General features: G+C 41.2%; 32 protein-coding genes. All 32 read right to left on the bottom strand.

Features of this window, described 5'->3' with window-relative positions; all coding sequences use genetic code 11:
* Positions 1–119: 119 nt before the first annotated feature.
* Positions 120–320, bottom strand: coding sequence for a hypothetical protein (locus tag B3B27_RS05980; RefSeq protein WP_286847096.1), 201 nt, complete (start codon positions 318–320; stop codon positions 120–122).
* Positions 321–375: 55 nt separating this feature from the next.
* On the bottom strand, positions 376–1,437 hold the full coding sequence (locus tag B3B27_RS05975) for a hypothetical protein (RefSeq protein WP_286847095.1): 1,062 nt from the start codon (positions 1,435–1,437) through the stop codon (positions 376–378).
* A 2-nt stretch (positions 1,438–1,439) separates the two neighbouring features.
* On the bottom strand, positions 1,440–1,739 hold the full coding sequence (locus B3B27_RS05970) for a hypothetical protein (RefSeq protein ID WP_286847094.1): 300 nt from the start codon (positions 1,737–1,739) through the stop codon (positions 1,440–1,442).
* A gap of 20 nt (positions 1,740–1,759) precedes the next feature.
* Positions 1,760–6,082 (bottom strand): hypothetical protein, encoded by a 4,323-nt coding sequence (locus tag B3B27_RS05965; protein WP_286847093.1) that lies wholly within the window; start codon positions 6,080–6,082, stop codon positions 1,760–1,762.
* Positions 6,079–8,154 carry a phage tail tape measure protein gene (locus B3B27_RS05960; RefSeq protein ID WP_286847092.1) on the bottom strand — a complete coding sequence of 692 codons (2,076 nt, stop codon included), beginning with the start codon at positions 8,152–8,154 and terminating at the stop codon, positions 6,079–6,081. The genes B3B27_RS05965 and B3B27_RS05960 overlap by 4 nt, the downstream gene beginning before the upstream one ends.
* Positions 8,151–8,462, bottom strand: coding sequence for a hypothetical protein (locus B3B27_RS05955; protein WP_286847090.1), 312 nt, complete (start codon positions 8,460–8,462; stop codon positions 8,151–8,153). The genes B3B27_RS05960 and B3B27_RS05955 overlap by 4 nt, the downstream gene beginning before the upstream one ends.
* Before the next feature lie 23 nt (positions 8,463–8,485).
* On the bottom strand, positions 8,486–8,818 hold the full coding sequence (locus tag B3B27_RS05950) for a hypothetical protein (RefSeq protein ID WP_286847089.1): 333 nt from the start codon (positions 8,816–8,818) through the stop codon (positions 8,486–8,488).
* A 41-nt stretch (positions 8,819–8,859) separates the two neighbouring features.
* On the bottom strand, positions 8,860–9,288 hold the full coding sequence (locus B3B27_RS05945; protein ID WP_286847088.1) for a hypothetical protein: 429 nt from the start codon (positions 9,286–9,288) through the stop codon (positions 8,860–8,862).
* Positions 9,281–9,715, bottom strand: coding sequence for a hypothetical protein (locus B3B27_RS05940; protein ID WP_286847086.1), 435 nt, complete (start codon positions 9,713–9,715; stop codon positions 9,281–9,283). The genes B3B27_RS05945 and B3B27_RS05940 overlap by 8 nt, the downstream gene beginning before the upstream one ends.
* Positions 9,693–10,109: a hypothetical protein gene (locus tag B3B27_RS05935; protein WP_286847084.1), complete on the bottom strand. Its 417-nt coding sequence runs from the start codon at positions 10,107–10,109 to the stop codon at positions 9,693–9,695. The genes B3B27_RS05940 and B3B27_RS05935 overlap by 23 nt, the downstream gene beginning before the upstream one ends.
* Entirely contained in the window at positions 10,097–10,414 is a 318-nt protein-coding gene (locus tag B3B27_RS05930) for a phage head closure protein (protein ID WP_286847083.1), read from the bottom strand. The genes B3B27_RS05935 and B3B27_RS05930 overlap by 13 nt, the downstream gene beginning before the upstream one ends.
* Positions 10,411–10,656 (bottom strand): head-tail connector protein, encoded by a 246-nt coding sequence (locus B3B27_RS05925; RefSeq protein WP_286847082.1) that lies wholly within the window; start codon positions 10,654–10,656, stop codon positions 10,411–10,413. Before B3B27_RS05925 ends, B3B27_RS05930 begins: the two co-directional genes overlap by 4 nt.
* A complete protein-coding gene (locus B3B27_RS05920) occupies positions 10,653–11,027 on the bottom strand; it encodes a hypothetical protein (protein WP_286847081.1) in 375 nt (124 codons plus the stop codon). Before B3B27_RS05920 ends, B3B27_RS05925 begins: the two co-directional genes overlap by 4 nt.
* A gap of 47 nt (positions 11,028–11,074) precedes the next feature.
* Positions 11,075–12,250 carry a hypothetical protein gene (locus tag B3B27_RS05915; RefSeq protein ID WP_286847079.1) on the bottom strand — a complete coding sequence of 392 codons (1,176 nt, stop codon included), beginning with the start codon at positions 12,248–12,250 and terminating at the stop codon, positions 11,075–11,077.
* A 7-nt stretch (positions 12,251–12,257) separates the two neighbouring features.
* Positions 12,258–12,911, bottom strand: a complete 654-nt coding sequence (locus B3B27_RS05910; RefSeq protein WP_286847076.1) for an HK97 family phage prohead protease — start codon at positions 12,909–12,911, stop codon at positions 12,258–12,260.
* Position 12,912: 1 nt separating this feature from the next.
* Positions 12,913–13,644, bottom strand: a complete 732-nt coding sequence (locus B3B27_RS05905) for a phage minor head protein (protein WP_286847073.1) — start codon at positions 13,642–13,644, stop codon at positions 12,913–12,915.
* A complete protein-coding gene (locus B3B27_RS05900; protein WP_286847072.1) occupies positions 13,641–13,853 on the bottom strand; it encodes a hypothetical protein in 213 nt (70 codons plus the stop codon). The genes B3B27_RS05905 and B3B27_RS05900 overlap by 4 nt, the downstream gene beginning before the upstream one ends.
* A complete protein-coding gene (locus B3B27_RS05895; protein ID WP_286847069.1) occupies positions 13,850–15,133 on the bottom strand; it encodes a phage portal protein in 1,284 nt (427 codons plus the stop codon). The genes B3B27_RS05900 and B3B27_RS05895 overlap by 4 nt, the downstream gene beginning before the upstream one ends.
* Positions 15,130–16,278, bottom strand: coding sequence for a PBSX family phage terminase large subunit (locus B3B27_RS05890; protein WP_286847067.1), 1,149 nt, complete (start codon positions 16,276–16,278; stop codon positions 15,130–15,132). Before B3B27_RS05890 ends, B3B27_RS05895 begins: the two co-directional genes overlap by 4 nt.
* Positions 16,247–16,666, bottom strand: coding sequence for a hypothetical protein (locus B3B27_RS05885; protein ID WP_286847066.1), 420 nt, complete (start codon positions 16,664–16,666; stop codon positions 16,247–16,249). Before B3B27_RS05885 ends, B3B27_RS05890 begins: the two co-directional genes overlap by 32 nt.
* Before the next feature lie 135 nt (positions 16,667–16,801).
* On the bottom strand, positions 16,802–17,503 hold the full coding sequence (locus B3B27_RS05880) for a hypothetical protein (protein WP_286847065.1): 702 nt from the start codon (positions 17,501–17,503) through the stop codon (positions 16,802–16,804).
* Positions 17,504–17,613: 110 nt separating this feature from the next.
* The gene (locus B3B27_RS05875) at positions 17,614–17,871 is read right to left on the bottom strand and encodes a hypothetical protein (RefSeq protein ID WP_286847064.1); all 258 of its coding nucleotides are present in this window, start codon (positions 17,869–17,871) and stop codon (positions 17,614–17,616) included.
* Positions 17,872–17,878: 7 nt separating this feature from the next.
* On the bottom strand, positions 17,879–18,085 hold the full coding sequence (locus tag B3B27_RS05870; protein ID WP_286847062.1) for a ribbon-helix-helix protein, CopG family: 207 nt from the start codon (positions 18,083–18,085) through the stop codon (positions 17,879–17,881).
* 7 nt (positions 18,086–18,092) lie between these two features.
* The gene (locus B3B27_RS05865) at positions 18,093–18,359 is read right to left on the bottom strand and encodes a hypothetical protein (RefSeq protein WP_286847059.1); all 267 of its coding nucleotides are present in this window, start codon (positions 18,357–18,359) and stop codon (positions 18,093–18,095) included.
* Complete coding sequence (locus B3B27_RS05860; RefSeq protein WP_286847056.1) at positions 18,356–18,535, bottom strand: hypothetical protein; 180 nt, start codon at positions 18,533–18,535, stop codon at positions 18,356–18,358. Before B3B27_RS05860 ends, B3B27_RS05865 begins: the two co-directional genes overlap by 4 nt.
* Before the next feature lie 11 nt (positions 18,536–18,546).
* Positions 18,547–18,738, bottom strand: a complete 192-nt coding sequence (locus B3B27_RS05855) for a hypothetical protein (RefSeq protein ID WP_286847055.1) — start codon at positions 18,736–18,738, stop codon at positions 18,547–18,549.
* Positions 18,731–18,919: a hypothetical protein gene (locus B3B27_RS05850; RefSeq protein WP_286847051.1), complete on the bottom strand. Its 189-nt coding sequence runs from the start codon at positions 18,917–18,919 to the stop codon at positions 18,731–18,733. The genes B3B27_RS05855 and B3B27_RS05850 overlap by 8 nt, the downstream gene beginning before the upstream one ends.
* 34 nt (positions 18,920–18,953) lie before the next feature.
* Positions 18,954–19,277 (bottom strand): hypothetical protein, encoded by a 324-nt coding sequence (locus tag B3B27_RS05845; RefSeq protein WP_286847047.1) that lies wholly within the window; start codon positions 19,275–19,277, stop codon positions 18,954–18,956.
* Positions 19,277–19,666 carry a hypothetical protein gene (locus B3B27_RS05840; protein WP_286847045.1) on the bottom strand — a complete coding sequence of 130 codons (390 nt, stop codon included), beginning with the start codon at positions 19,664–19,666 and terminating at the stop codon, positions 19,277–19,279. Before B3B27_RS05840 ends, B3B27_RS05845 begins: the two co-directional genes overlap by 1 nt.
* Positions 19,644–19,817, bottom strand: coding sequence for a hypothetical protein (locus B3B27_RS05835; protein WP_286847042.1), 174 nt, complete (start codon positions 19,815–19,817; stop codon positions 19,644–19,646). Before B3B27_RS05835 ends, B3B27_RS05840 begins: the two co-directional genes overlap by 23 nt.
* Positions 19,814–20,323: an ASCH domain-containing protein gene (locus tag B3B27_RS05830; RefSeq protein ID WP_286847040.1), complete on the bottom strand. Its 510-nt coding sequence runs from the start codon at positions 20,321–20,323 to the stop codon at positions 19,814–19,816. Before B3B27_RS05830 ends, B3B27_RS05835 begins: the two co-directional genes overlap by 4 nt.
* A 1-nt stretch (position 20,324) precedes the next feature.
* Positions 20,325–20,960 (bottom strand): NUMOD4 domain-containing protein, encoded by a 636-nt coding sequence (locus B3B27_RS05825; protein ID WP_286847039.1) that lies wholly within the window; start codon positions 20,958–20,960, stop codon positions 20,325–20,327.
* Positions 20,961–21,129: the final 169 nt, after the last annotated feature.

Here is a 21,129-nt window from a genome sequence, read left to right as displayed (position 1 = left end):
AAGCAGTACATACGCTACCATCGCTTCCTTGTCGAGATTGCCGCTCTTAATGTCTCTGATTGCCGAATACAGGGAAACTGCTTCCCCCCGGCTAAGTCCTTTCAATTCTTTCTTTGCCATTATTGTGGATTTAATACGTTTATAATTCCGTCGTTTACTGCCTGAACATCAAGCTGCCCCGTGTTCAGGTTGAAACTGCCTCCCCACTGGTTCACATGTATTCGCCCAATTTCATTGCCATTGTCATCCTTGATGATAGTTTCCAGTTGTATTACTTTTTTGACTTCTACTCCGTTTTCCATCGTAGTTTCTTCTGTCATTTTGAATAATTCTGTTTTCACAATTTTGTTGTTTTATATGTTTATAATTTATTGCTTAAATGTAATTAATTGTATAAGTTATATTGTAAAAATCATCCCATGTCAAGGTCGGAAGTGTTTGGTCTACTGGAAAGTAAGGCATATCCACGAAAAAACCAATGGTATCTCCAGCATTATAATCATATTTATCTATATACGTAGGATCAACATTATCTCCAGCTGAATATACTTTTGTGTAAACTAACTCATTGTTGGAATTTTTTCTCGCTGTAACTGTAACAGTGGATGCCTCCATTGACTTAGTTAAAGCTGTTAACAATGTTCCAGTTGCGTATCCATTAATAGTTTCACTCCAACCGTGAACATTTATACCTGATACATCTATTATGTGCTTATTCAATTTAGGTGCTCCTGTAACATACACAGACGTCCTAAAAGATATATCGCCTTCTGCATTCAGAGACTCTAATGCTTGATATGGTAATGAAGTCCATTCAGTTATTGCAGAGTATGATGTAAATAAATACACAGATAGTACCTCGCCTTCTGTTGCAAGAGGGCAATCTTTCAGGGATATCTCTGCCTTTTCGGGACTTCCACTAAATCCACTTATGTCAGTTGTTCTATATAGAGCAGTACCTTCAGACCCTGCAATAAACACCATCGCTCCTAAATACCTATTTTTCAACAACTTGCTTAATTGAATATCACTGTTTGTCGATACAATACTACAAACTCCTACTGATGGACTATTCGAATTTGCAAGAAATGAATCAGGTATTGATATTGTAAAAGGTATTATGGCTTGATGATTATAACCTCTGAAATCACCTAGTCTATATCCTTCATTGTACGCTAATCCTCTAGGTTTATCATACACCCAATTTTGGCTTAAGATGCTTACCCCCGCATTTATTTCCACTGGAAAAGAAAAGCCAAATTGTGCGTTTTCTAAGTCAGTTTCAACTAAACCTGCAACCTTGTTTGACCGTATCGGCTTCCATCTACTCCATTTATTGATATTCGGGTGTGTACATAATGTTCCTACATCTCTACTTCCTGAACCTAACGTTGTGCCTACTAAAGTAGTACTTATATTTGTATCTGGTAATGCCATAATTATGCCTCCTCTTCTTTAATTTTATAACAACTAACTTCACCATCTACATATAAATAGCCCTTAACAACCAAATTACCCTCAACATAAGTATCATTAGTAACTTCGTCTTTTAAAGCCACATATTTAACTTCCTTGTAAACAGGAACTTCCTTGATAACTTCCTTAATCACCTCTTTTTCTACAATCACCTCTTTGGGTACTTCTTTAATCACTTCTACAATCTTATCTTTGTAGATTACCTTTTCGACCGTTAAATTTACGTTAAAAATCTTTGCCAACCAAATAATTAATTTTTTCATAGTTTTATTTTTTATATCTATCATCCAAACGCCGTTATCTCTTCTGTTGCAACTATACTTCCTGTGCTTGTAAATCGCATTTTTAATACGTTATTATGCTTCATCTGCAACTCACTCCCAACTTGTTCCATTGACCAGCCAGCGGCGTTGAAAATTACTTTTGGAGATGCAACTGAAATAGTCGCCTGTATCGTGGTTGCTCCACTTAATGCTCCTGTAACATTCCCAGTTCCGTCAAAACTCTGTCCCCAAATTGTACGTGGTGTTTGGAGTTTTGTGGCAGATGCTACGTTAGAGGAGATTGTTGCAATCTGAACGTTATTAAGATAGGCTGCTCCACCTGAAGCAATTCTAAACTCTCCATCTAAATTTCCACTTGCATTTTTATATCCAATTCCAAATCCGTAACTATCTGTCGCACCACCTCTAATATTGCCTATAACCCATTCAGTATTATACCACCCGAATCCAAGACCTGTTCTTATTGCTGATAAAGCATTACCATACGGCCACAACATTCCTGTTCCAGATCTATAACTTTGAATGCCTAAAGCACCTTCAGATGAATCAATCTTCCAATTTCTAAATGTTTTCGTTCCTGTAATCGTTTGAGCAGTATTCAACGTCACCGCATCTGTAATTCCATAGCCTCCCAGAGTAGTTGGTTTGCTTGCTAAATTATCAAAGGGTATAGCTATATTTGCTGTGCCGTCAAAACTTACGCCCGCTATCGTTCGGGCTGTTTGGAGTTTTGTAGCGGATAAAACATTTTTTGCCGAATCGGCAGTATTATCTACATTCCCTAACCCTACTTGTGCCTTGGTGACATCGTGTGGGTTGCTTGTATTAGCTATATGGGTTGCAACTCCTATATTGTCAGTAAATTGACTTAATAGTGTAGGCTTATTTTTTATAAAAGAAAAACTATTTACATCAGTTGTACTCCAGTCGGGCACTTGATCTTCGAGGGCTGGTGTCCAGTCGGTGGGTTTGGTGCCTTTTTCAACTTTAACCAAATATGTCCCGTTTTTAATTCCGTTTATCTGAGTAGTGTCTCTAACAGCAATATAAATTCTATTTGCTGTTGCTGTGATGGTACGAGGATTATTTCTTGCGAATCCATTCACGGATGATGACACAGCAACTCCTTCATTATCAAACCAACTGTCAAAAGTATTAATATCCTGTTTAGGAATATTTGTAGAAGCTGTATATTGCTTACCTATTTCAACATTAATATAATGATAATAAGCCCCACCCGATGGTACGGGATTATAGTCTTCCAATATAAATAGATTCCTTACACCGATAACCAACTCTTCAAAATCAGTTACAACCCCATCCCACTTCGTCCTTTCCGCTCCTGTAATATGCCTTATGTTATCAGTATTGTGAGTATTGAAGATTGAAGTTTCTAAAAATGCGATGTCCTTGCTTGCTGTAATTACACTTCCGCTCTTTGAAATTGAAGTAATAGCATTTCCCGTCCCTGTTGTATTTACCGTTGTCGCTGAACCACTTTCAACAGATGCAAGCCTTGTATTTATTTGATTAATAGTGTAAGCATTGAACGTGTCGGTTAAGACGTTGTTATTAAATGTTTGCCCTAAATTGCCATATCCATAAACGGTCTCGATTATTCCTCCACCGCCACCGCCATCGCCAGCACCATAAGCTGATAATTCTCCTGTTGCATAAGCGTTGCCATTGATTTGCAAATTGCCATTTACGATGCTCAATTTTGCCAGCACATCAATGTTTGCCTGTGTAATTAAGTCTAATTGAGCTTTGTTTGCGTGGGTGTGGCTATTGGTGTAAGCTGTATTCCAATTGTTTACAAGTGCTGAAGTAATGCCATCCAGAACAGTTTTGTTTGCGTGGGTGTGATTATTAGTGAACGCTGTATTCCAATTACTTATAAGTGCTGAAGTAATACCATCCAGAACAGTTTTATTTGAGTGGGTATGATTATTAGTGAACGCTGCATCCCATTGCCCCTGCTTAACAGTAGTAGGTATCGAATAGCCAGCTTGCAAACCAATTGCTATTACTCCTGATGAAGTAATAGGACTATTGCTAACAGATAAGCCTGTAGGCACACTTATTCCTACACTTGTGACGCTTCCACTACCTGCACTATTCTCTAAATCTGTAACCCTACCATCAATAGCTGTAACCCTTGTATTGAGGTCATTACCCAATAAAGCCGATAGCACCCATTCCGCTTTTGAGCTGTCATAATCTGCCCATACATCCAAGCGATTGAAATCACCTCCACCACCTCCTCCATCGCCAACACCATAAGCGGATAACTCCAGCTTAGAGTAAGCGTTCATTTCAGTAAAGATAGTGTTCGGATTGACAGGGTCTTTTTTCCAAAAACTTAATATTTCTATCTGTTCTGGTGTCAAGCCTCCGCCACCTCCACCACCTGTACCGCCCGAAATACCGCCAATACTCTTTATCCCAGTCTCTCCGTCTCCGAAGTACGAATAAATGAAGTCTCTTTTTGTCAAGTTCTGATAAACCGCTTCTTCAATCTCTAAATTAGCCCTGCCTCTTAAAAAATCTACCGTCGCTGAAACAAGCGTGTACCTCTTTGAACAGGCAACGTAAACGGAAAGCGGATCGAACAGTCTTATGTCAATCTCAGCACTTACTAAATCATGCGCCTGTGAGAACATCCTTGACTGTTGTGTGGTTATATGGTGAAGAAGTGAACGCTCTACTCCGGGATCGGTTATGTCCGTCCATTTGGACGTTAAAACGCCGTTTGAATAGAGAGAGGAAGTGTCGTCGATGGGATATTTATAAAAATAGCCGTTCAATCCACCAGTCATATAGTCACCCCAGATGCTTGTGTCTATTTCGTGCTCTTTGGTGTAATTAGATCCTTGCTCTGTTTTAAAAATTGTGCCTTTTGGTGCTTCAGCCGTGTTTCTCATTAACAGGTCAACAGAATGAAAATATACCGCTCTCTGTGTGCCGTAAATTCTTATCTTTAACTTGTACTGTTCTAAATTTGAAACCTCCAATGTTCCTTTTACTCTTTTTCCCTCCGTCAAAAACGGGATAATGTCTCCTACATTCTTTACTTCCCCCTTTTCAAATGTCTGTTCATGTACTGGCGGGTTTGTTGATGGCATTGTTACAAATTTCCCGCTGTAATCAAGTGTTAATACGTCGCTTCCGTTTGTTGCAACAACCGCTATACGTATAACGGGAAGTATAAATACTGGGGTTGCGTAAACAGCTGCTGCAAGCGCATTAACATTTACCTCAACCTCTATTGATCCTTGTCCGCTATATGGTATGCTTATTTCTTCTGATTCAATGTACTTTGGATTTACGTTCCTAATGTATTCGTTTTCATTTATTAGGTAGCTTTTTTCCGTTGCGTTTCCGTAAACTGGAGTGTAAACAGCACCGCTGCTTGTTGTCGTAAATCCCTTTATTTCTTTATTGTCTACCGCAGCGACAAATCCACCCACCGAAGTCCATCCCGTTAATCCTTTTGAAAAATCGTAATTATCCGGGTGAAGCATGCCCCCTCCATGCTCGTGATAAACACCCGTGCTCGCCGCTACGGGAATTATCGTTCTTCTTGCCCCGACGGTGACGTCTGAAAAGTTGTGTATTATATCCTGCCAGTTGGTGAATGTCGTGCTGTTGGAATATAACCTCCCCTGCCCTAACTCGTGCTGGAGCTTATTAACTATGTACCATTCGGCATTTCTCTGCAAAATGATTGAATTAGAGGCTACAAGAATAGAGCTTAAAATATCGTAACAGCTTATCGAACGCCCCTTGTTGTCGACAAGTCTTTGAGATAGTGCGTCTATGTTGAAAAAGTTAATAGCGTCGGCCTCTAAATCTACCATTGTGTTTAACGGCAAACTTAATCCGGTCTTTAATAAACATTGCTCTGCCAAAGTTCTTAACGACACGAAAGCGTTCAAATCGGACAACGTAACACCCTTTAACGTTCCTATCCTGTCTGAAGCGACCATCGAAACAACTGATCTCTTGCCTATCTCCTTTGAAAAGAAGTCAGGAATGACAAAACCTGTCCATTTCTTTATGTTGTTAATATAGTAATCGACCTTTATTTCAGTCTCGTTCGAGGTCTTAAGTGCATCTATGTTAAATTCTTCCGTCTCGTAAATGTTTATTTCTGCGCTCGAAGTAAGGAAATGGCCAGATTTGTCTGACTTGTCTAACTTGTAAATTAGCCTGAACGGATCCTCCGTGCCATCGATGGTTTTTTCTACCAGCCCAGGAGTGGTTATCTCCAGCCTCGCTACGTCTAAATCCTTATTTTTATATTCCAGTTTGAATATCATATCCTGTTTCTTCTTTGTTGCGCAGTGTCTAAAACCCCTACCAATTCATTTGTGCCTATTTTGAAACTAACCACGAAATCGTCCGTGTATTGACCCCTGTAGTCGCTCGGCCCATACCCGGGTGAAGTGTTATTCATTGATGGTGCTGATGAATAGCCCCCAGATCCCATTGAGCTTCCGATTTTTCTTGCTCCTGCCTTAAACATTGATCCTATCGCTATAAGGGCTATCCCCGCTGCAATTGCTCCAAGGCCTCCAAGGCTTGTTAGTGCTGCCTTCACCGCTTCAATAGCTTCTCCCGTTACAATAACTTGCTGCCCTAACTGTACCATTATACCGCCCATCGTTCCAAGCAATGCTGATCCCAATGCCTCCATAACATTGTCTCCCGAAACAATAGCTTCAGAAACAGCCCCGAATATGTCAGTCAATGAAGCTGCGAGCATACTTGAAAGGTCAATTGTAAGAACCTGAATACCCTCCGACAAATCACCCATTGCCGATTTAACCGATTCCATCATTTTGTCTTTTAGCACTTTCGGCTCAATGGTGGGCTCGATTATTGGCTTAAGCACCATATTCCCATCTTTTTCTGAAAATAGCTGGTCGAATATGGTTTCTTTCTTTTGCTTGTCAATCACGATACCACCGCCGATAATACTTTCAGGAACTTTCACTTTAGTTAACTCTTTCATTGAACTTGTTAACTTGTCAACCTTTTCCGCTGTATCTGCCGCTTCTTTTTTAACAGCCTGCATCGCTCCTGCTGAACCAGTCATCTCGTTCGCTGCCAAAGCTGCTTCGAGTGCTGCCTGGTCTAAATTAATTCCACCAAACGAAGCATTAACCCTGTTAGCCCATTCCTCTAAACCTAATTTTCTTAAAACCCATTCGAGCTTCTCCCCCATGAACTCCATTTGTCCAACAACCCATTTAACGCCATTGGCGACCATAGCTTTTATGTTAGTCCAAAAACCTTTAAAATCTAAGGTTATAAGAGAAACAAGTGCTTTTGCTGAGCTTGAAATACCGGATGTGAATGTGTTCCACATTGTTGTAACGTTTTTCACAACATCCTCGAAATTGGCTGCCAAAAGTATGATCGCTCCGCCGACAAGCCCAATAGGCCCTGTCAATGCTACAAATCCAGCTTTTAATAACGGCAACATCTGCAATAGCTTGCCTATTCCTACGAGTAACGGCCCTATGGCTGCTACTGTAGCCGCAATTCCAACCGTCAGCGTCTGCATCTCCGGCGACATTGTTCTTATTCCTGCGACAATATCCCGTAGTCCTGAAATGACAGGAGTTATAACCGGGATCAACACCTGCCCCAACTCGGTTGATAAATTGGTTATCTCCGTCCTTAATGCTCTCATCGATCCGCTGGCTCCGTCCGCTTCTCTCGCTGCTTGCCCTTGCGCCGCCCCGGTCTGTTCGAAGATTAAAGAAAGTGTTGCGGCCTGTTTTGCTTGTAAACTAAGCTCTCCCGTGCCGTCAGATAGCCCCAACTCGAATGCTCTTGTCTTTACGAGTGCATCGTTAACGGCCATCCCATAGTTATCCAGCATGGTATTATTGCCTTTCAAAGCTCCGGTTAACGCCCTAACAGCGTCCTGCGTCCTGCCTCCGTACATTGCCGTAAGGTCTCCGGCTAACTCAATAAGTTTTGCTGATTGTTTTGCTGCTTCTTGTTCTGTAAGTCGTCCGATATTGATAAGCATTGATCCCATCAGATTCGAGTACTCTAACGCTTCTTTTTTTGCAATACCGTACTCCGTTCCAAGGTTATCAGACCAGTTTCTTACTATATCGGCATTCTCCTTGAATATCTGCCCGGTTGCTCCCATAGCATCCTCGAAATCGGCAGCCATCATGTACGCTTTCCCTCCTGCGGCGACAAGAACTGCACTTAATACAGATGCTTTCTTTCCTATGTTTTCGAACGATTTTCCAATTCCAGAAAGCTTTTGTTCAACGTTCTTCTGAAGCCCGTCGATTGATCTGGTCGCCTGCTCTACTCCCTTTTCGAAGTTGGCTATATCGGCTGTTATCTTTGCGGTAAAACTCATAGCTTTTTGTTATAATGATCCATTGCTTCGTTGTACTCCCTCATCCGCTGCTCGAATAGGGCTCTCATCTCGTCCGATACCATGCTTTTCTTCTTCTCGCCTATCGGCATAAAACTTTCTATTGATTTTGGAAACTTCTTGATGTCAATGTGTGAACCTATCGCAGAATAGTATGATATTAGTCTCGTGTGCTTCAATCGTTCTTCCTGCATCCGGTTGTAAGCAAAACTCTTAATCCTGAACTCACACCACGGCATTTCATAAAACTCTTCCAGCCTTAAACCTAATTCCCCTACCGCAAACGCCACTACGTCCCGATCCCAGTCAAAATCTAACGGGGTTTCGTGGCTTTCGGGTTTTTTGGCACGTTCGTTTCATTGTGTTTTACCCATAACTCCTGAATGCGCTGTACTTCTTCTCCGGATATACCTCCCTGTTCGTCCATCCAGTCGTAACAATCAAACACATCAAATCCTATCGGGTCATTGGCTACGTACTTGTTCCTTAACCCCTCACCGTGTATCAGTCCGAAAAATATCATGTAGGCGAATATCTCTATATTCCCCACTTCTTTTTTTACGATCTTTTCAATCTCTCCGGTTACCCACGAACCAAAGCGGATAGTTCTTTCTTTGTCTTTAAAGTGTATTTTCGTTTCAAACATATCGTTAAGTTTTAAAAGTTACCCCCGAAGGGGTAACTTGATTAAGGAGGTGTAACTTTTGGGTCTGTTTCTGAAATATCCCCGTTGATGGTGAGCGTGCCTGAAAAGGTTGCGTCCTCCCCAGCTTGAAAGGTGTCGTCCAGATTTGAAATGACAGCATTAAAATACTGTGCGCTTCCCCTGCCCTCTAATTTAAATGTCTGCTCCGCTTCCTGCAAAGCTAACAGCTCGGCGTAGCTTACCGCGTCTCCAGGTGTTTCTATTGTCATCACTTCCGCATCGAAGTTAACCGTCCTGTCTATCCCGTCAATGGATTGGACAGTCTTTCCCTCCGTGCAGTAGTTCACTTTTTCAATAAGCCGCAATACGCTGCTCATCGAAGTTGAAGTGAAACACACGATCGGTTTATACGCTGCCGTATCATATACTGACAGTAAACCAGTGTGCCCTTTTACGTTTGTATTAGCCATTTTGTATAAAGTTTAATGTTATAATTTTCGTGAATGCTAAATTTTGATTAGTTATTTCCGTCATTGTTCTCGATACGGGCATTTCTACTTTCTGATAGCCCGCTAACTTACTCCCCCCCCTGTCGTCTCTAAGCAAAGCTAAAACTGCGTCTCCTATGTCCTCGCATAACTTCTTGCTTCCAACAAGCCCCCATTTGGTCACTATCCGTAAGGTTATGTTAAGATTGAATCTTGGATTGCAAAACGTGTGCTGCCCGTCATACTGCTGCTGGTTTTGGATAACCATGTAAACCTCCGCTCCGTCTATTTTTGGAATAGTCGTATTCGGGTTTACTATCTCATCGAATATCGGCACTAATGTGTTCTTGTGCTTAAACCCGCTTAACGCTGTTAAAACAGCTCCCCTAATTGTCGTCGACCGATCCATCCAGTATTTTGTTTAGCTCGTTTTTAAATTCCGCTTCCTTTACTAAAAAATTATTGTATAAATACGGGCTGCTTTTGAGTGTCCCCATTCCGTTTATGTAAAACTCAATTGCAATATCCCTTATCCATTGCGGATAATCTTTTAATAAATCGGCTGCGTAAAGTCCTGTTCCAAATTCGATATAAGCCGCCATTACGTTTTCCCCCATCACGCCCACTTCGCCCTCCAATTCATCGGCCGTAAACTTCTTGTCTATACTGATAAAATTCGGCGCCTGCCTGGTAGCCATCTCCTCTACGTCAGTAATCTTATCTACAACCAAATCTTTTACCTTTTGGATGGTTTTCTGTTGATACTTCTTCAGATTCTTTGATGTCGTGTTTATGACTGGCATATATCAAATATCCATTCTTTCTTTAATCTTACGTTCTCGACTACGGGCGAAGTAAGTATGTTGAACTTCTGACCGTTCCATTTTACTCTCATATTTACCGTCGGGTAAAAACCCCCTCTTACCTGTACCTTAACCCTGTAAGTTGATGGTAACTTCATCTGAACCTGTTCTATTGACCGTGATTGCTTAAGCTGCTCGATAGCTGCCCACGTGCTCAATTCGACCGTCTCGGATGGTGTCACCCCTCCGTAACCGTCCGAAGTTTCGCCCTCTGTGATAAAATCAATCTTCTGGTCGTAGTTCATATCATCGGTCTTATTGAAAGTCTCCTGTATGTTTTCATCGACGATAAAGAGCCGCCATCCCCTCGATACATAGCTTCTATATCGTCTAAAATAGCCTCCTGCGCTTCGTGATTGATTGCAAGATCAAGCTCACCGATAACGCTTGTCGCTCTCGCTATTGCTGCGTTCATCAACGATGTTATCAAGGTGTCGTGATCGTTGAAATCAACCCTTAATCTGCTCTTTACGTCTGCTAATGTCATGCAACCGGTTCTAATGCTTTAATCCTTGTGCTTAAGGCTATTGCCAAAGCCTGAATGTCGGATGCTGCTTCCAGTCCGCTGGCAGCATCTGCTACTACGGCGTGATTATGGTTTCCAGCTGCCGCTTTCGTTGCGGTCGTTCCTATCTCCGGTGCAAACGTTGATGGTTTTCCAGTTACGTCAGCCCATGCAAGAGCCTGTTTTGCTCCAACGGTCGCAAGTGCGGCATATGCTTTCGCACCGTCACCCTTTTTGATTATACCTGTATCAGATTCAATCATAAGGGTATTTGCCGGGTAAATCTTAGTGTCGGCTGCCCATTGTGCCGCTGTGGCCTCGTATGCAATTACGTTATAAAGTATTTTTGCCATTTTGTTAAAGTTTTAAAGTAGGGAGGAGTAACCCTCCCTACAGGTTATCAAAGAGTGATCTTAATCATTGCATTCAGGTCTTTAGCTACAAAACCGATCATTTCTTCCACACGGAACGTAACCTTGTTATAGGCGAAGTTTTCGTCGTGTTCTTCAGAAACTTTCAGTTCGGGTGCAAGACGGTTTATGAACTCAAATTCCGGTGCGGAAACAACATATGCAACTCCGGCGGTCAACGAGGGAACGGGAACGATCTGAACGTTGGCCTCCAGTCCGCTTCCGGCAAATCCCCTCAACATGTCGTTAGGAAGATCATACTCACCACTTCCAACTGCCTTGTTGAATTTAACATAAGTCAGGTAATCTGCCTGATTCATCAATACGTGAGTAGGATTGAAGTAATTCCCCAAAAGCTGGTTGAATGCTGCATCGATAATCTTTTCGGCCGCTATGGTTTTTGCTCCAGAATAGGCAACTGCACTTCCTGCCAGATAATCGGTTATATACTTGTTTTCGGCCGCGAACAAACCTTTATTCGAGTATAAAAGAGTATTCGTGATGCTGCCCTGCAAATATTTTACGTTCAAAAGAAGCTCCCGGTTAACGGTTGTCATACCTGCCACCCATTTGATAGGCACATTTACATCCTTGTAAGCGGGTGATACGTCCGGCTTCGGCTCGTCTGCTCCTTCCGTTCCTGTTCCTCTCGCCCATTCTGCGGCTGCTCCGGTGATCACTCCTCTCTGCGGAATAACGATGGCTGCGCTGTCGGTCGATACGTTCGGGAAAATGTTTCTCAAATACAAGGGAGAATAAGGACTATTGTATAGGCTTCTTCTTACCTCGTCTGTCTGTAACGACAATGTAGCTGCGTCCGTCCAGCTTGCGGCTGTTACGGCTTTCATGGTTAGACTCTGCTTTCCGCTCAAATTCTTGAGTGTCTCCGCTCCGTCCAAAAGTGCTTCGGAAATGGAGTCGGCAATGCTCTTGTGTGTTTTTTCTTGCATGGTTGTCTGGTTGATAGATTTAACTCTCGCCTGAAGTTCTGACACTTCCTTTTTCATGTCTGCCTTCAGTTTTTCGGCATCCTCTTTTGAGAATACCCCCTCAAATTTCTTTTCAATTTCGCCGACCGCTTCATCTACGGTGCTCTTGGCTGTTTCCGAGGCTGTCTTTTTGATGTTTTCCAACGCCTCTTGTTTTGCTTTTTCTAATTCGTCCATTTTGTTTTTAGTTAAAAAGTTTATAAAAATCTAAAATCAACTTGGGCGGCTCATTAACGGGAGTGGAAGCGTCCGGCTCCTGTCCGAGTGTCAAAAATTGTTCTAATGATTTAAGTATGTTGTCTGAAAATCTTTCGTTGTATGCTTTTTCTATCAGTCTCCAGAATTCCTCCTGGTTGGGCTCTGACAGGTCTTTCACGGCCTTTACCGTGTCAATTAGTGAATATTCGTTGGCGGGATCGTCGGTGGTTAATACTGAAATCTCCTTTAACTTGTACTCGGCTACCTCTGATTTATTCTTTGTGCCTCTTTTAACTATCCAACCCCCTATTGACAGCCCGCTTTCAAATCCGTTCTCTTTTAAAAACTTAGTCTCCAACCATGCGTTTCTACCGGCCTCTGTCTCCATAGCCATCTGCGCTACCATCTTCAACCCGTATGTATCTGCTATATCAAGCTCGGTTGGTACTCCAACCAATCCCGGTTGGTGGTTCTTGAATATCTTTATCTTGTTCTTTCGCTCGGTAACGGTCTTTGCGAATGATCCCGGCAGGGATATATCCCCGTCTGAATCTTTTACATTGTAAACGTTTGCATATCCAACTATAATCCCGTCCGATATGTCCTGTATTTCACTTAAGGTCTTGATTATTGCTTCCATATTATTTCCATCTTTTATATAAAACTTGACAGCCACAGTTTATCACGTTTCCTGCGCTTGCGTTAAGGTCGTGCGGGTGTTTCATGTGGTCTGTTTTTCCGGTGTTCGGGTCAGTTACAGACCATGTCTCTTCTTTTCGTATCATCGTTCCGTTATCTAAAGACAAGTGCCAGTCTCGTGGGTCTTTCGCTCCACGGTGAATCCATATCTTGCCTAACTCTCTCCCCGAATCTCTCTCCCAGTCATCCGCACTTTTGGTTTTAGAAATATTTACGGCGTTAGCTGTTTCCGTGCGAGCAATCATCAAGGCCCTTTTTGCGGATGCAATTCCTCCATTTTTTATTCTTTGTGCAATAACCTCAAATTCCAACCCCTCGGCTGTGGCTATCTCTGATATGTGTCTTAGCCTTTCTCTTGTGGTGTCGTCTATGTCTGTTACTTTTTTGACCAAATTCGCTTCCTTGAATACCTGAATCCATATTAACCATTCGCTTAAAAAGAATCCAGCCTTTACGGTCTCTCCCTCAAGTTGCTTCCATTGCCTCGGGAGAAAGAATGTCATCACATCGTCGTATAGCTCGCTGATTACCGGGTATAGTGCGTTATTGATATCTCCGTGCTTCAAAAAGTGTTCGGATTGCTCGATTAGAGCTCTGCGGATGGCTTTGGCGTGCCTCTTTTCGTAAGAAGCAATTATCCTGTCCTCAATCTGCGCCATCCTCCTGAAATTCATAACTTGTCCTTTATAACTATGAAAAAATCATCCCCGGAATACCCTATAATTCTATCGATGAATAGTGCTATATCAAGCATCATATCCCATAACTTGTTAACTCCTGCCACGTGAGCACCGTCTATTAGTTGGCTCACGAACACAGGAATGAATCCGTACATTATACCTCTATGTGTATATCCTAATTTTTCCGCCTCTTTCTCTTTCATACGTTATAGTCGCTTAGTGGTACTAAACCCTGCTGAATGAATATCTCGTTTGCATATGGTTCTTCGCTCTCGTCAGATCCCTGCATTACTCTTACCTCGTTGATCGAATGTGTTTTTAGAAACGATTCTACCTGCGTGTCTGAAATCCTTAGCTCTTCATAAGAGGAAAGGTCGTAGTCGATTATATATGTTTTGTTGTCTCTCTTCGAAAAAGGTTCTACCAGCCATTTATTAATCTTGTCCTCCTCCAATGAAAGGTAAGGCAGCACAACGTCCATAACAAGTCTCAATCTTCCCTCTCTTGCGTTCTGGTAGGTAGGATTAGGATCGAACAAGACAGCAGGAACGTTCCACAGGTCGCACAATTTAACCCCTGCGTGCTCCAATCCCTTTACAATGTTTAGTGCGTCTGGCGACAGCCCTATATGTGTGTATTGAAGTGGCATTCCCGAAACGACAATCTTGTTCTTGTTGTCAGCTCCGTGTATCTTCGTTTCTACTGTTGTTTGTGTGGTCTCTACCTGAGAAGGTGTTAACCATAAATTTGGATCTGCATGATTAGGTGAAATTAGCCCCTTTGCTCCCTCGTTCTCTACAGACTTAATCCAGCTTTGAATTGCGGAATCGTCAAGCTGAAGATATTTAAGCCCGGCCAAAAGAGGGCTCATTCCCCTTAGTTGTGTTCCCGAAGCGTCGAATACGGGGTTTGGCATCTTCAAATGAAAAACATCACCTGCCGGGATCTCCCTCGTAAGTCCGTTAAACAGATTGAGCTTCCACGCTACCAGCCCCTCCGAGCTCACCACTTGTGTCATTAAATGCGCAGGAACTACGTGCAAGCTTAACGCACAATCGTCATCCCCGGCCTCCCTGTAAATGAATGTTTCGCCCTGAACGAAATAAAATATCCTCGCAAGAGTGATGAATTCCCTCCATGTCTGTAACGTGTTCGGGTTTTTGAGTAGTTTTACAAGATCGTTATCCTCCGGGGCGTACTTTAATTCCTTATGCACGTAAAGCCTATGCTTGGCTACCGATATGTCGCTGTCCTTTCTCGATTTTGACTTAACGCCTTTTGAATCGATATAAACGTAGGGTGTTGATGCAGCGCACTTGTCCGTAATCTTCTTGATGATTGAATATATCTCCCCGTTAGACGTGTACCCCTTTGAAATGTAGTCCTCGGAGTTGTAGTTGTACAATACAACAGGTGAATTGCCTATAAATGTGGAGTACATGAACGACTTCGATACCTTATTTTTTCTTCTGAATAATCTCATCTTATTGCAAATGAAAATTTGTGTTTCGGATTTAATGAATAGCGCAAAGCATCTATACCGTGATTATACATGTCGATAGGCTTGTTCGTCGGGTTGCCGTCCTTGTCCAAAGCCCAGCTATACGACCTTAGCTCTTTTATCAGGTTGGTGCTTCTCTGTGTTACGTAAATAGGCTTGCTCTGAAGTCTGTCAATACCCGTCCTGACGCTGTCGGCACCCTTTACGGCAGGTTTTATGTTAAATCCAGCATTGTGTATCTCCTGAATACTTTTAGGCTCTGCGCTGTCAGCGATGATCTCGTCGTAGTTTTTCCTTATTCCTAATGATTCAAGTCTATTGATAATATGAGAGTTTAACATTCCGGTTTGATAAATTAATTCTTCAACGTAAAAAGCATCATCTGTTTCAAGTGTCTTAACTAATGCCGTATGGTCATTTACGAATCCAAAATCTAAACCATAGATATAATTACCTTCCGGCATCCTGTCTACCTGCATCCAGTTTGAAAAAATGATCCCCTCTGTTACGCCGTATTCGCAGTCAATGTGAATCCGCCTGAAGTTTTCGTCTCGCGACGCTCTTTTGGCGATCCTGTTTTTTTCGGTATCAGGAAGGAATGGATTATCTAAGTAGTTAGATTTAATGGTTAAAACTTTATCGTAGTTTGCTGCCCAGTCCTCTACCCAGAATTGAGCGGTTGGGTTGAAGTCGGCTATCACGTTTTCTGTCCGTCTTGCAAGCTCATCCCAAACATCTTTTTTCAACGAGTTGATCTCGTTTCCGTATAACCAGTCTCTACGTGCTCCAAGTGCCTTGTCGATACGGTCAGCGGAAAAGAACTCGATTATAGTTCCAGTTGGTGAAGTCCATGTCGATTTTGATATGTTCCAGTTTTCTTTTCCCCAAAGATTTAAAGGTTTGCATATACCTGATAGTATCCTTATTGCTCCGATTTCCAGGTGCGGCCTACTTTCCGAAACAACGGTAATGATCAGGTCGGGATGGGTTACCGCTACTGAAAAAAGATATAACATGTTGTCATATGTCTTTCCCGATCCCGTTCCTCCACGGTGGATGCAAATCTTAAAACCGTCGTCAAAGGCCTGACGGGTCTTATTGTATATCGTTCCCGTCTTTATTTCCATAATTTATGAATTTGATGTTTAGGCCTGAAATTTCCTGCTTGATCGGATCTTTGCCGAAAATCCTATCTATGAGCTTTTCCGTGTTTGTAAGGTTTTTGTTGTCAATGTCTCCTGCTATCGATGATGCTATGATGATGACAGCTATGGGTGTTTTATTGTCGCTCGCTATCGATTTTAATTCTTCTGGAGTTAACGATAAAAGGTGAGCGATGATGTTGTTGTAATCCTCCCTCGTTAGTGGCTCCTCGTTGGCTGTTCTTAGCTGGCTTATAATCTGCTTGAAACGTGACGGCTTCCTGCCTCTTGATTCTGGCTGATAGTCGGATGTGAATTGGGTGTCCTTCCCAAATTCATTACCAATATCAAATGTTCCATCATCTCTTCTCATTGCTCCGCCGTTTATCCGCCGTTTAGAACATTACGCCCTGATTCGGATTGTATGCAAGCCTTGCTCTCCGTCGGCTTGCTGCCGTATTCCCTCTTATATTGCTCCCGCTTCTTCCTGTTGATCGTGTTGCCATTTCTATAATTTTTTAATCAAATCCCAAAGCTGTTTTCCCCTTAGTGATTTGTTCCGTTTAAATTCCTTGTTTATTGTCTTGTATTTTTCAATTATCTCTTTGTGATAACATAAATGAAAGTCGTACAGACCTGGGTTTTCTTCAATTGTGAATTGCTCTATGTTGCTCGAGCTTCTTAAATTCGCCGAACCGTGAATTACTATCTTTTTTTTCCCGGCTGTTTCAAAAAGTACTATTTTTGTATGCGATCCTGCTGAGGCCAATTGGAACCTGTCGTCTATGTCTAATTTGTCGTATATGTATGGTATCAGTGATTTTCTTTCATGTGCGAAAAAGTAATCCGATACTATCATGTTAAGGTTATCCACAAACTTTCCCTCCATCAAATTAACAAGGCTATCTACGTTATTTTGATCTAACGAAAGCGTTGATATTGTCATTTCTGTACACTTTGCGTTGTTGTGAGTTATAAACGCTTCTATAAAATCACCAAAAATAAAATTACCTGCAACGATAGCATCATACCTTATCCCTGTGTCAAGCTTGATGTCTCTTGCAAGCTTTTGAGCGTTTGAGTATTTTATTTTATGCGCTGGCAAGTCTCTTGCTATCTTTGATTTTTTATAACGGTTTTTAAATCCGTTATCCATCATCGGTATATCTAAATCAAAATCGTTTATTTCAATGTTAAAATCAAACTCCATACCTCACCCTTTAATGGATTACTCCTATATACTTCACAAATTTTTGTCTACAATTTCTGTAACCGTTTATTAAGGCTGCTTTCAGACGTTTGGATACAAAAAAACCGACACTACTTGTGTCGGCTTCCGAATAATATCTTGTACTTTTGCTTTTCCGTCTTTATAAAGCGGTGTCTCATTCGCCTGTACTCATCCGTAAATTCTTTTATAATTACATCGTCAATAGCTGTCTTCAGATTATCCCTCCTTATTATGTACTCGAATGTCTCAAGCATTATATCTTCACAGTTATACCCGTTATGAATTTTTCCGTTATTTCTCAATAGCTTTTTGCGCAGATAGCCCCAGTTGGAAGCCAAAACATCCATTATTTTTTTATGTGGCTTCCTGGCTATCATTTTCAAGTTTACTGATTTTATCGGATAATAAAAATCCTTCCTCATCCTGTAATTTGTTAAGTGAATGTTTAATTAATACCCTTATAACGGCCGATTGACTTACTCCCATCATTTCGGCAAGCTCCCTTATCAGCATGTCTGTTTCTGAATCAACTCTACACCTTTTAACGTGCTCTTTCTTCATTTTGTTACTAATTGCTTACTTTTTTTCGTCTCCGCTCGGTGTCGTTATTTCTTTTTGCGACCTTTTCATTTATCATTATATCTAACATCTCATCCGTGCTAATCTCAATTTCACCGATTATCAGCCCGATTATCTTACAAGTCAGGTCAAACCTGCCAGATAAGATACCCATCATAAGTTTTAAGTCCGCTTCATCCCGACTTTCCGCTTCTATGTAGTCCTCGTCTTTCAGGAATCTAATTCCGTCAATTGTGCGTTCAACTGCGAATGTCATACCTTTTTTATTGAATCCCGTTCTTTCCTCCACCTATTACAAACCCTATTTACGTTGTAAAGAACCGCAATGTCGTTCTTCGCCATCCGCTCAATAGTTACCAAAAACTCTTCGAGCAAATCTCTTTCCTCAGCTACCTGCTCTACTCCCCACTTTTTCGCCTTGTGCTGTATCATAATTAATCATTTTATTTTCCACGACCATCACCGTCGATATATATCAAACTAACCTTCTCCCCGTCACCGTGAATAGTGAATGTAGGGTACGAGCCGTCATCATTTCTTTTGTTTATCTTATCGGTCGGCCATATCTGATAACCGTACTCCCGGCAAAGACTGTCAACTTTTTCGATAAACTCATCCATCTTTTTGCTAATCATATCTTTTAGTGTTTATATTATGCCTGATCAGCACAGGGTCTGTTTTTAACGCCACCTCCATCATTACGATAGCCACATCTATAGCCTCCCCGAACTCTTTCACATCGGGCATCTCAATCTCCGCTCCCCTGCGCCACTTGTTGGCGTGTTTGAGGATTTTTATTGCCTGTTTTACTGTCATGACTGTTATATTTTAAACATTCGTAAATTCCTTGTTATCGCTCATATCTGTGATTTTTTGGATTATCGTCATATAACCCGATTTCTTCATCACCCCGCATCGTGTCGATCAGGGCTCGCTTTTGTTTGTATTTTTCTATTATCTGCTTAAATGTCATTACACCGTGATAAATACCGAACGTGTCGACAAATAAATTGAACGCTTTCCCACACTCGCAATAAACCCTCGTATATCCGATTTTATTCCTGTTTATCCTGTCTGTGTACTTTTCATCGTTATACTCTTTTCCGCAATACGGGCAATGAAAGGAATCGTCGCCAATACAAACTATTTCATCTTCAACTTTAATGCAGTTCATTATTTTTCTTTTTTTAGTTCGTTTTCAAAATAAAATACACCGCTAAAGGGATTATCTTCGGTAATTCCAAACAGTTCGGCAACCTGTAAAAGATATGCCTTTCTCCTTATTCCCTTCTTGCTCTTTGGATTTTTAGGTAATTTCTTTAGCCTTTCATGCAAACCTCCAAGATACCACGTCCTAAAGTATTCGAGCGGAAGTCCTCTCTTGTAATGATTTATTATCCGCTGGCACGGGAAAAGATTATCATCATCGTTTTGACCCGATTTGCCATTAATCTGAAATATTATTTTCGGCTCCATATGGTCTATTTGCCAATCATCCTTCAAATCTGTACCAGAATAAGCACATTTACCGCCGAACTTTTCAAATATCTTTTGTCGATCCATCTTCATTTTCAATAAAATCCCCACAATCCACCTCGTTAAAATCACTATAGCTGTACGTCTCCCAAGGAAGGCAATCCAGGTACCTCTTGCATTTCAGCTTCTTCTTGCATCGATCGTTTGCGCAGCGGGAAATATCATTTAGTAGTATCATATCTTAAGAATTGTTTCGTATTCTTCAGGCAAATCGTAATCCCAAAAACCCAACTTTCCCTTCACGTTCAAAATCGGCTTGTCAAAGAGGATTTGGTTTGCGAGTACCCAGTTGTGGATTATCGGAGGTACATTTATCACACTACTATAAATTTTATAGTATGTTTCTGAAAGACCTAATAAATCTGTTTTCTCCGCCCATATACTCGGATGGTTTAAAACGCAATCAACGATTTCAACGCTGCCGATGATGGCAGATGTTTCAAGTGTATATAGCCATGATTTTCTGAAACAGTTCTCTCTCACAATTTTTTGTAATCCAAGATCTTCGTTATCTAAATTTACAATGTAATTACAGAATTGACCAAACGTAATAGTTCGACTCGCATGAATCAACACCCTCTCACCTTTGTACTTTTCGGGTAATTTCCATGTCCTGTTTTCTATATCCTTGATGCCGGAGCAGATTAAAAAAGCCCACGGCTGGCGCAAACTAATTGTTTTCATGCTATATTGCATTTTTTAATTTCCAAATAAAACCTCCTGCTGTTTTCACTATCCCCTTACAGCAAGCTGAAATAGATGACAGGAAAATACCAGTATCTCTTTCAGCCTCTCTCATTGACGGATATATCTTCAATACAAATAGGGTTTCTTTATCAATCTTTACTACAGGTTTTTTGATTCTTGTATCTATAATCTTCTTCCTGTGAGAATCTGATTTTTTCTTCCCCTTCAATGCCGCACTAACATTCCTATTATGATTTCCATAAGATAAATTATATTGAACATTACACCATTCAAGATTATCAAATCTATTGTTTGATTTGTTTTCATCGATATGGTTTATCTGATCGCAACCATCTGGCTTTTCAATAAATGCCAACCCCACAAGTTTGTGAATCATTATATTTTTTTGCCTCTTTTCGCCTCTCTTTTTTATACAGACATAGGCATAACCATACCTATTTATTTGCTGTTTTAAAATGCGTCCCTTCGTTAATCTAATACATTGCGTACCTTTGACAATTGTTGGCTCGTACCTTTCAAGTGATTTCACCCTTCCGAATGAGGATATTTGATATCGACCTTCATATCCCTCTATATCTCGCCAAACCTCTTGCTTCACTGTTAATACTTTCATAATTTTACTTTTATCTTTCATTCCAAACACTCTTTTACACGTTTTTCAAAATCACGCTGCGCTGCAGATGGGTACTCTAATGGCATCCAGTGTGTAATTTCATTCCAATCTGCAAACCTTTCATCTTCATCTGACCAAACAGTTGAATAAATTTGTTTGCTTTCAATAT

Origin of the sequence: Proteiniphilum sp. UBA5463 (genome assembly GCF_002427225.1) — a bacterium.
Classification (GTDB): Bacteria; Bacteroidota; Bacteroidia; order Bacteroidales; family Dysgonomonadaceae; genus Proteiniphilum; species Proteiniphilum propionicum.
Note: the sequence above shows the minus strand (reverse complement) of the source record. Positions and strands in the feature narration are given on the sequence as shown.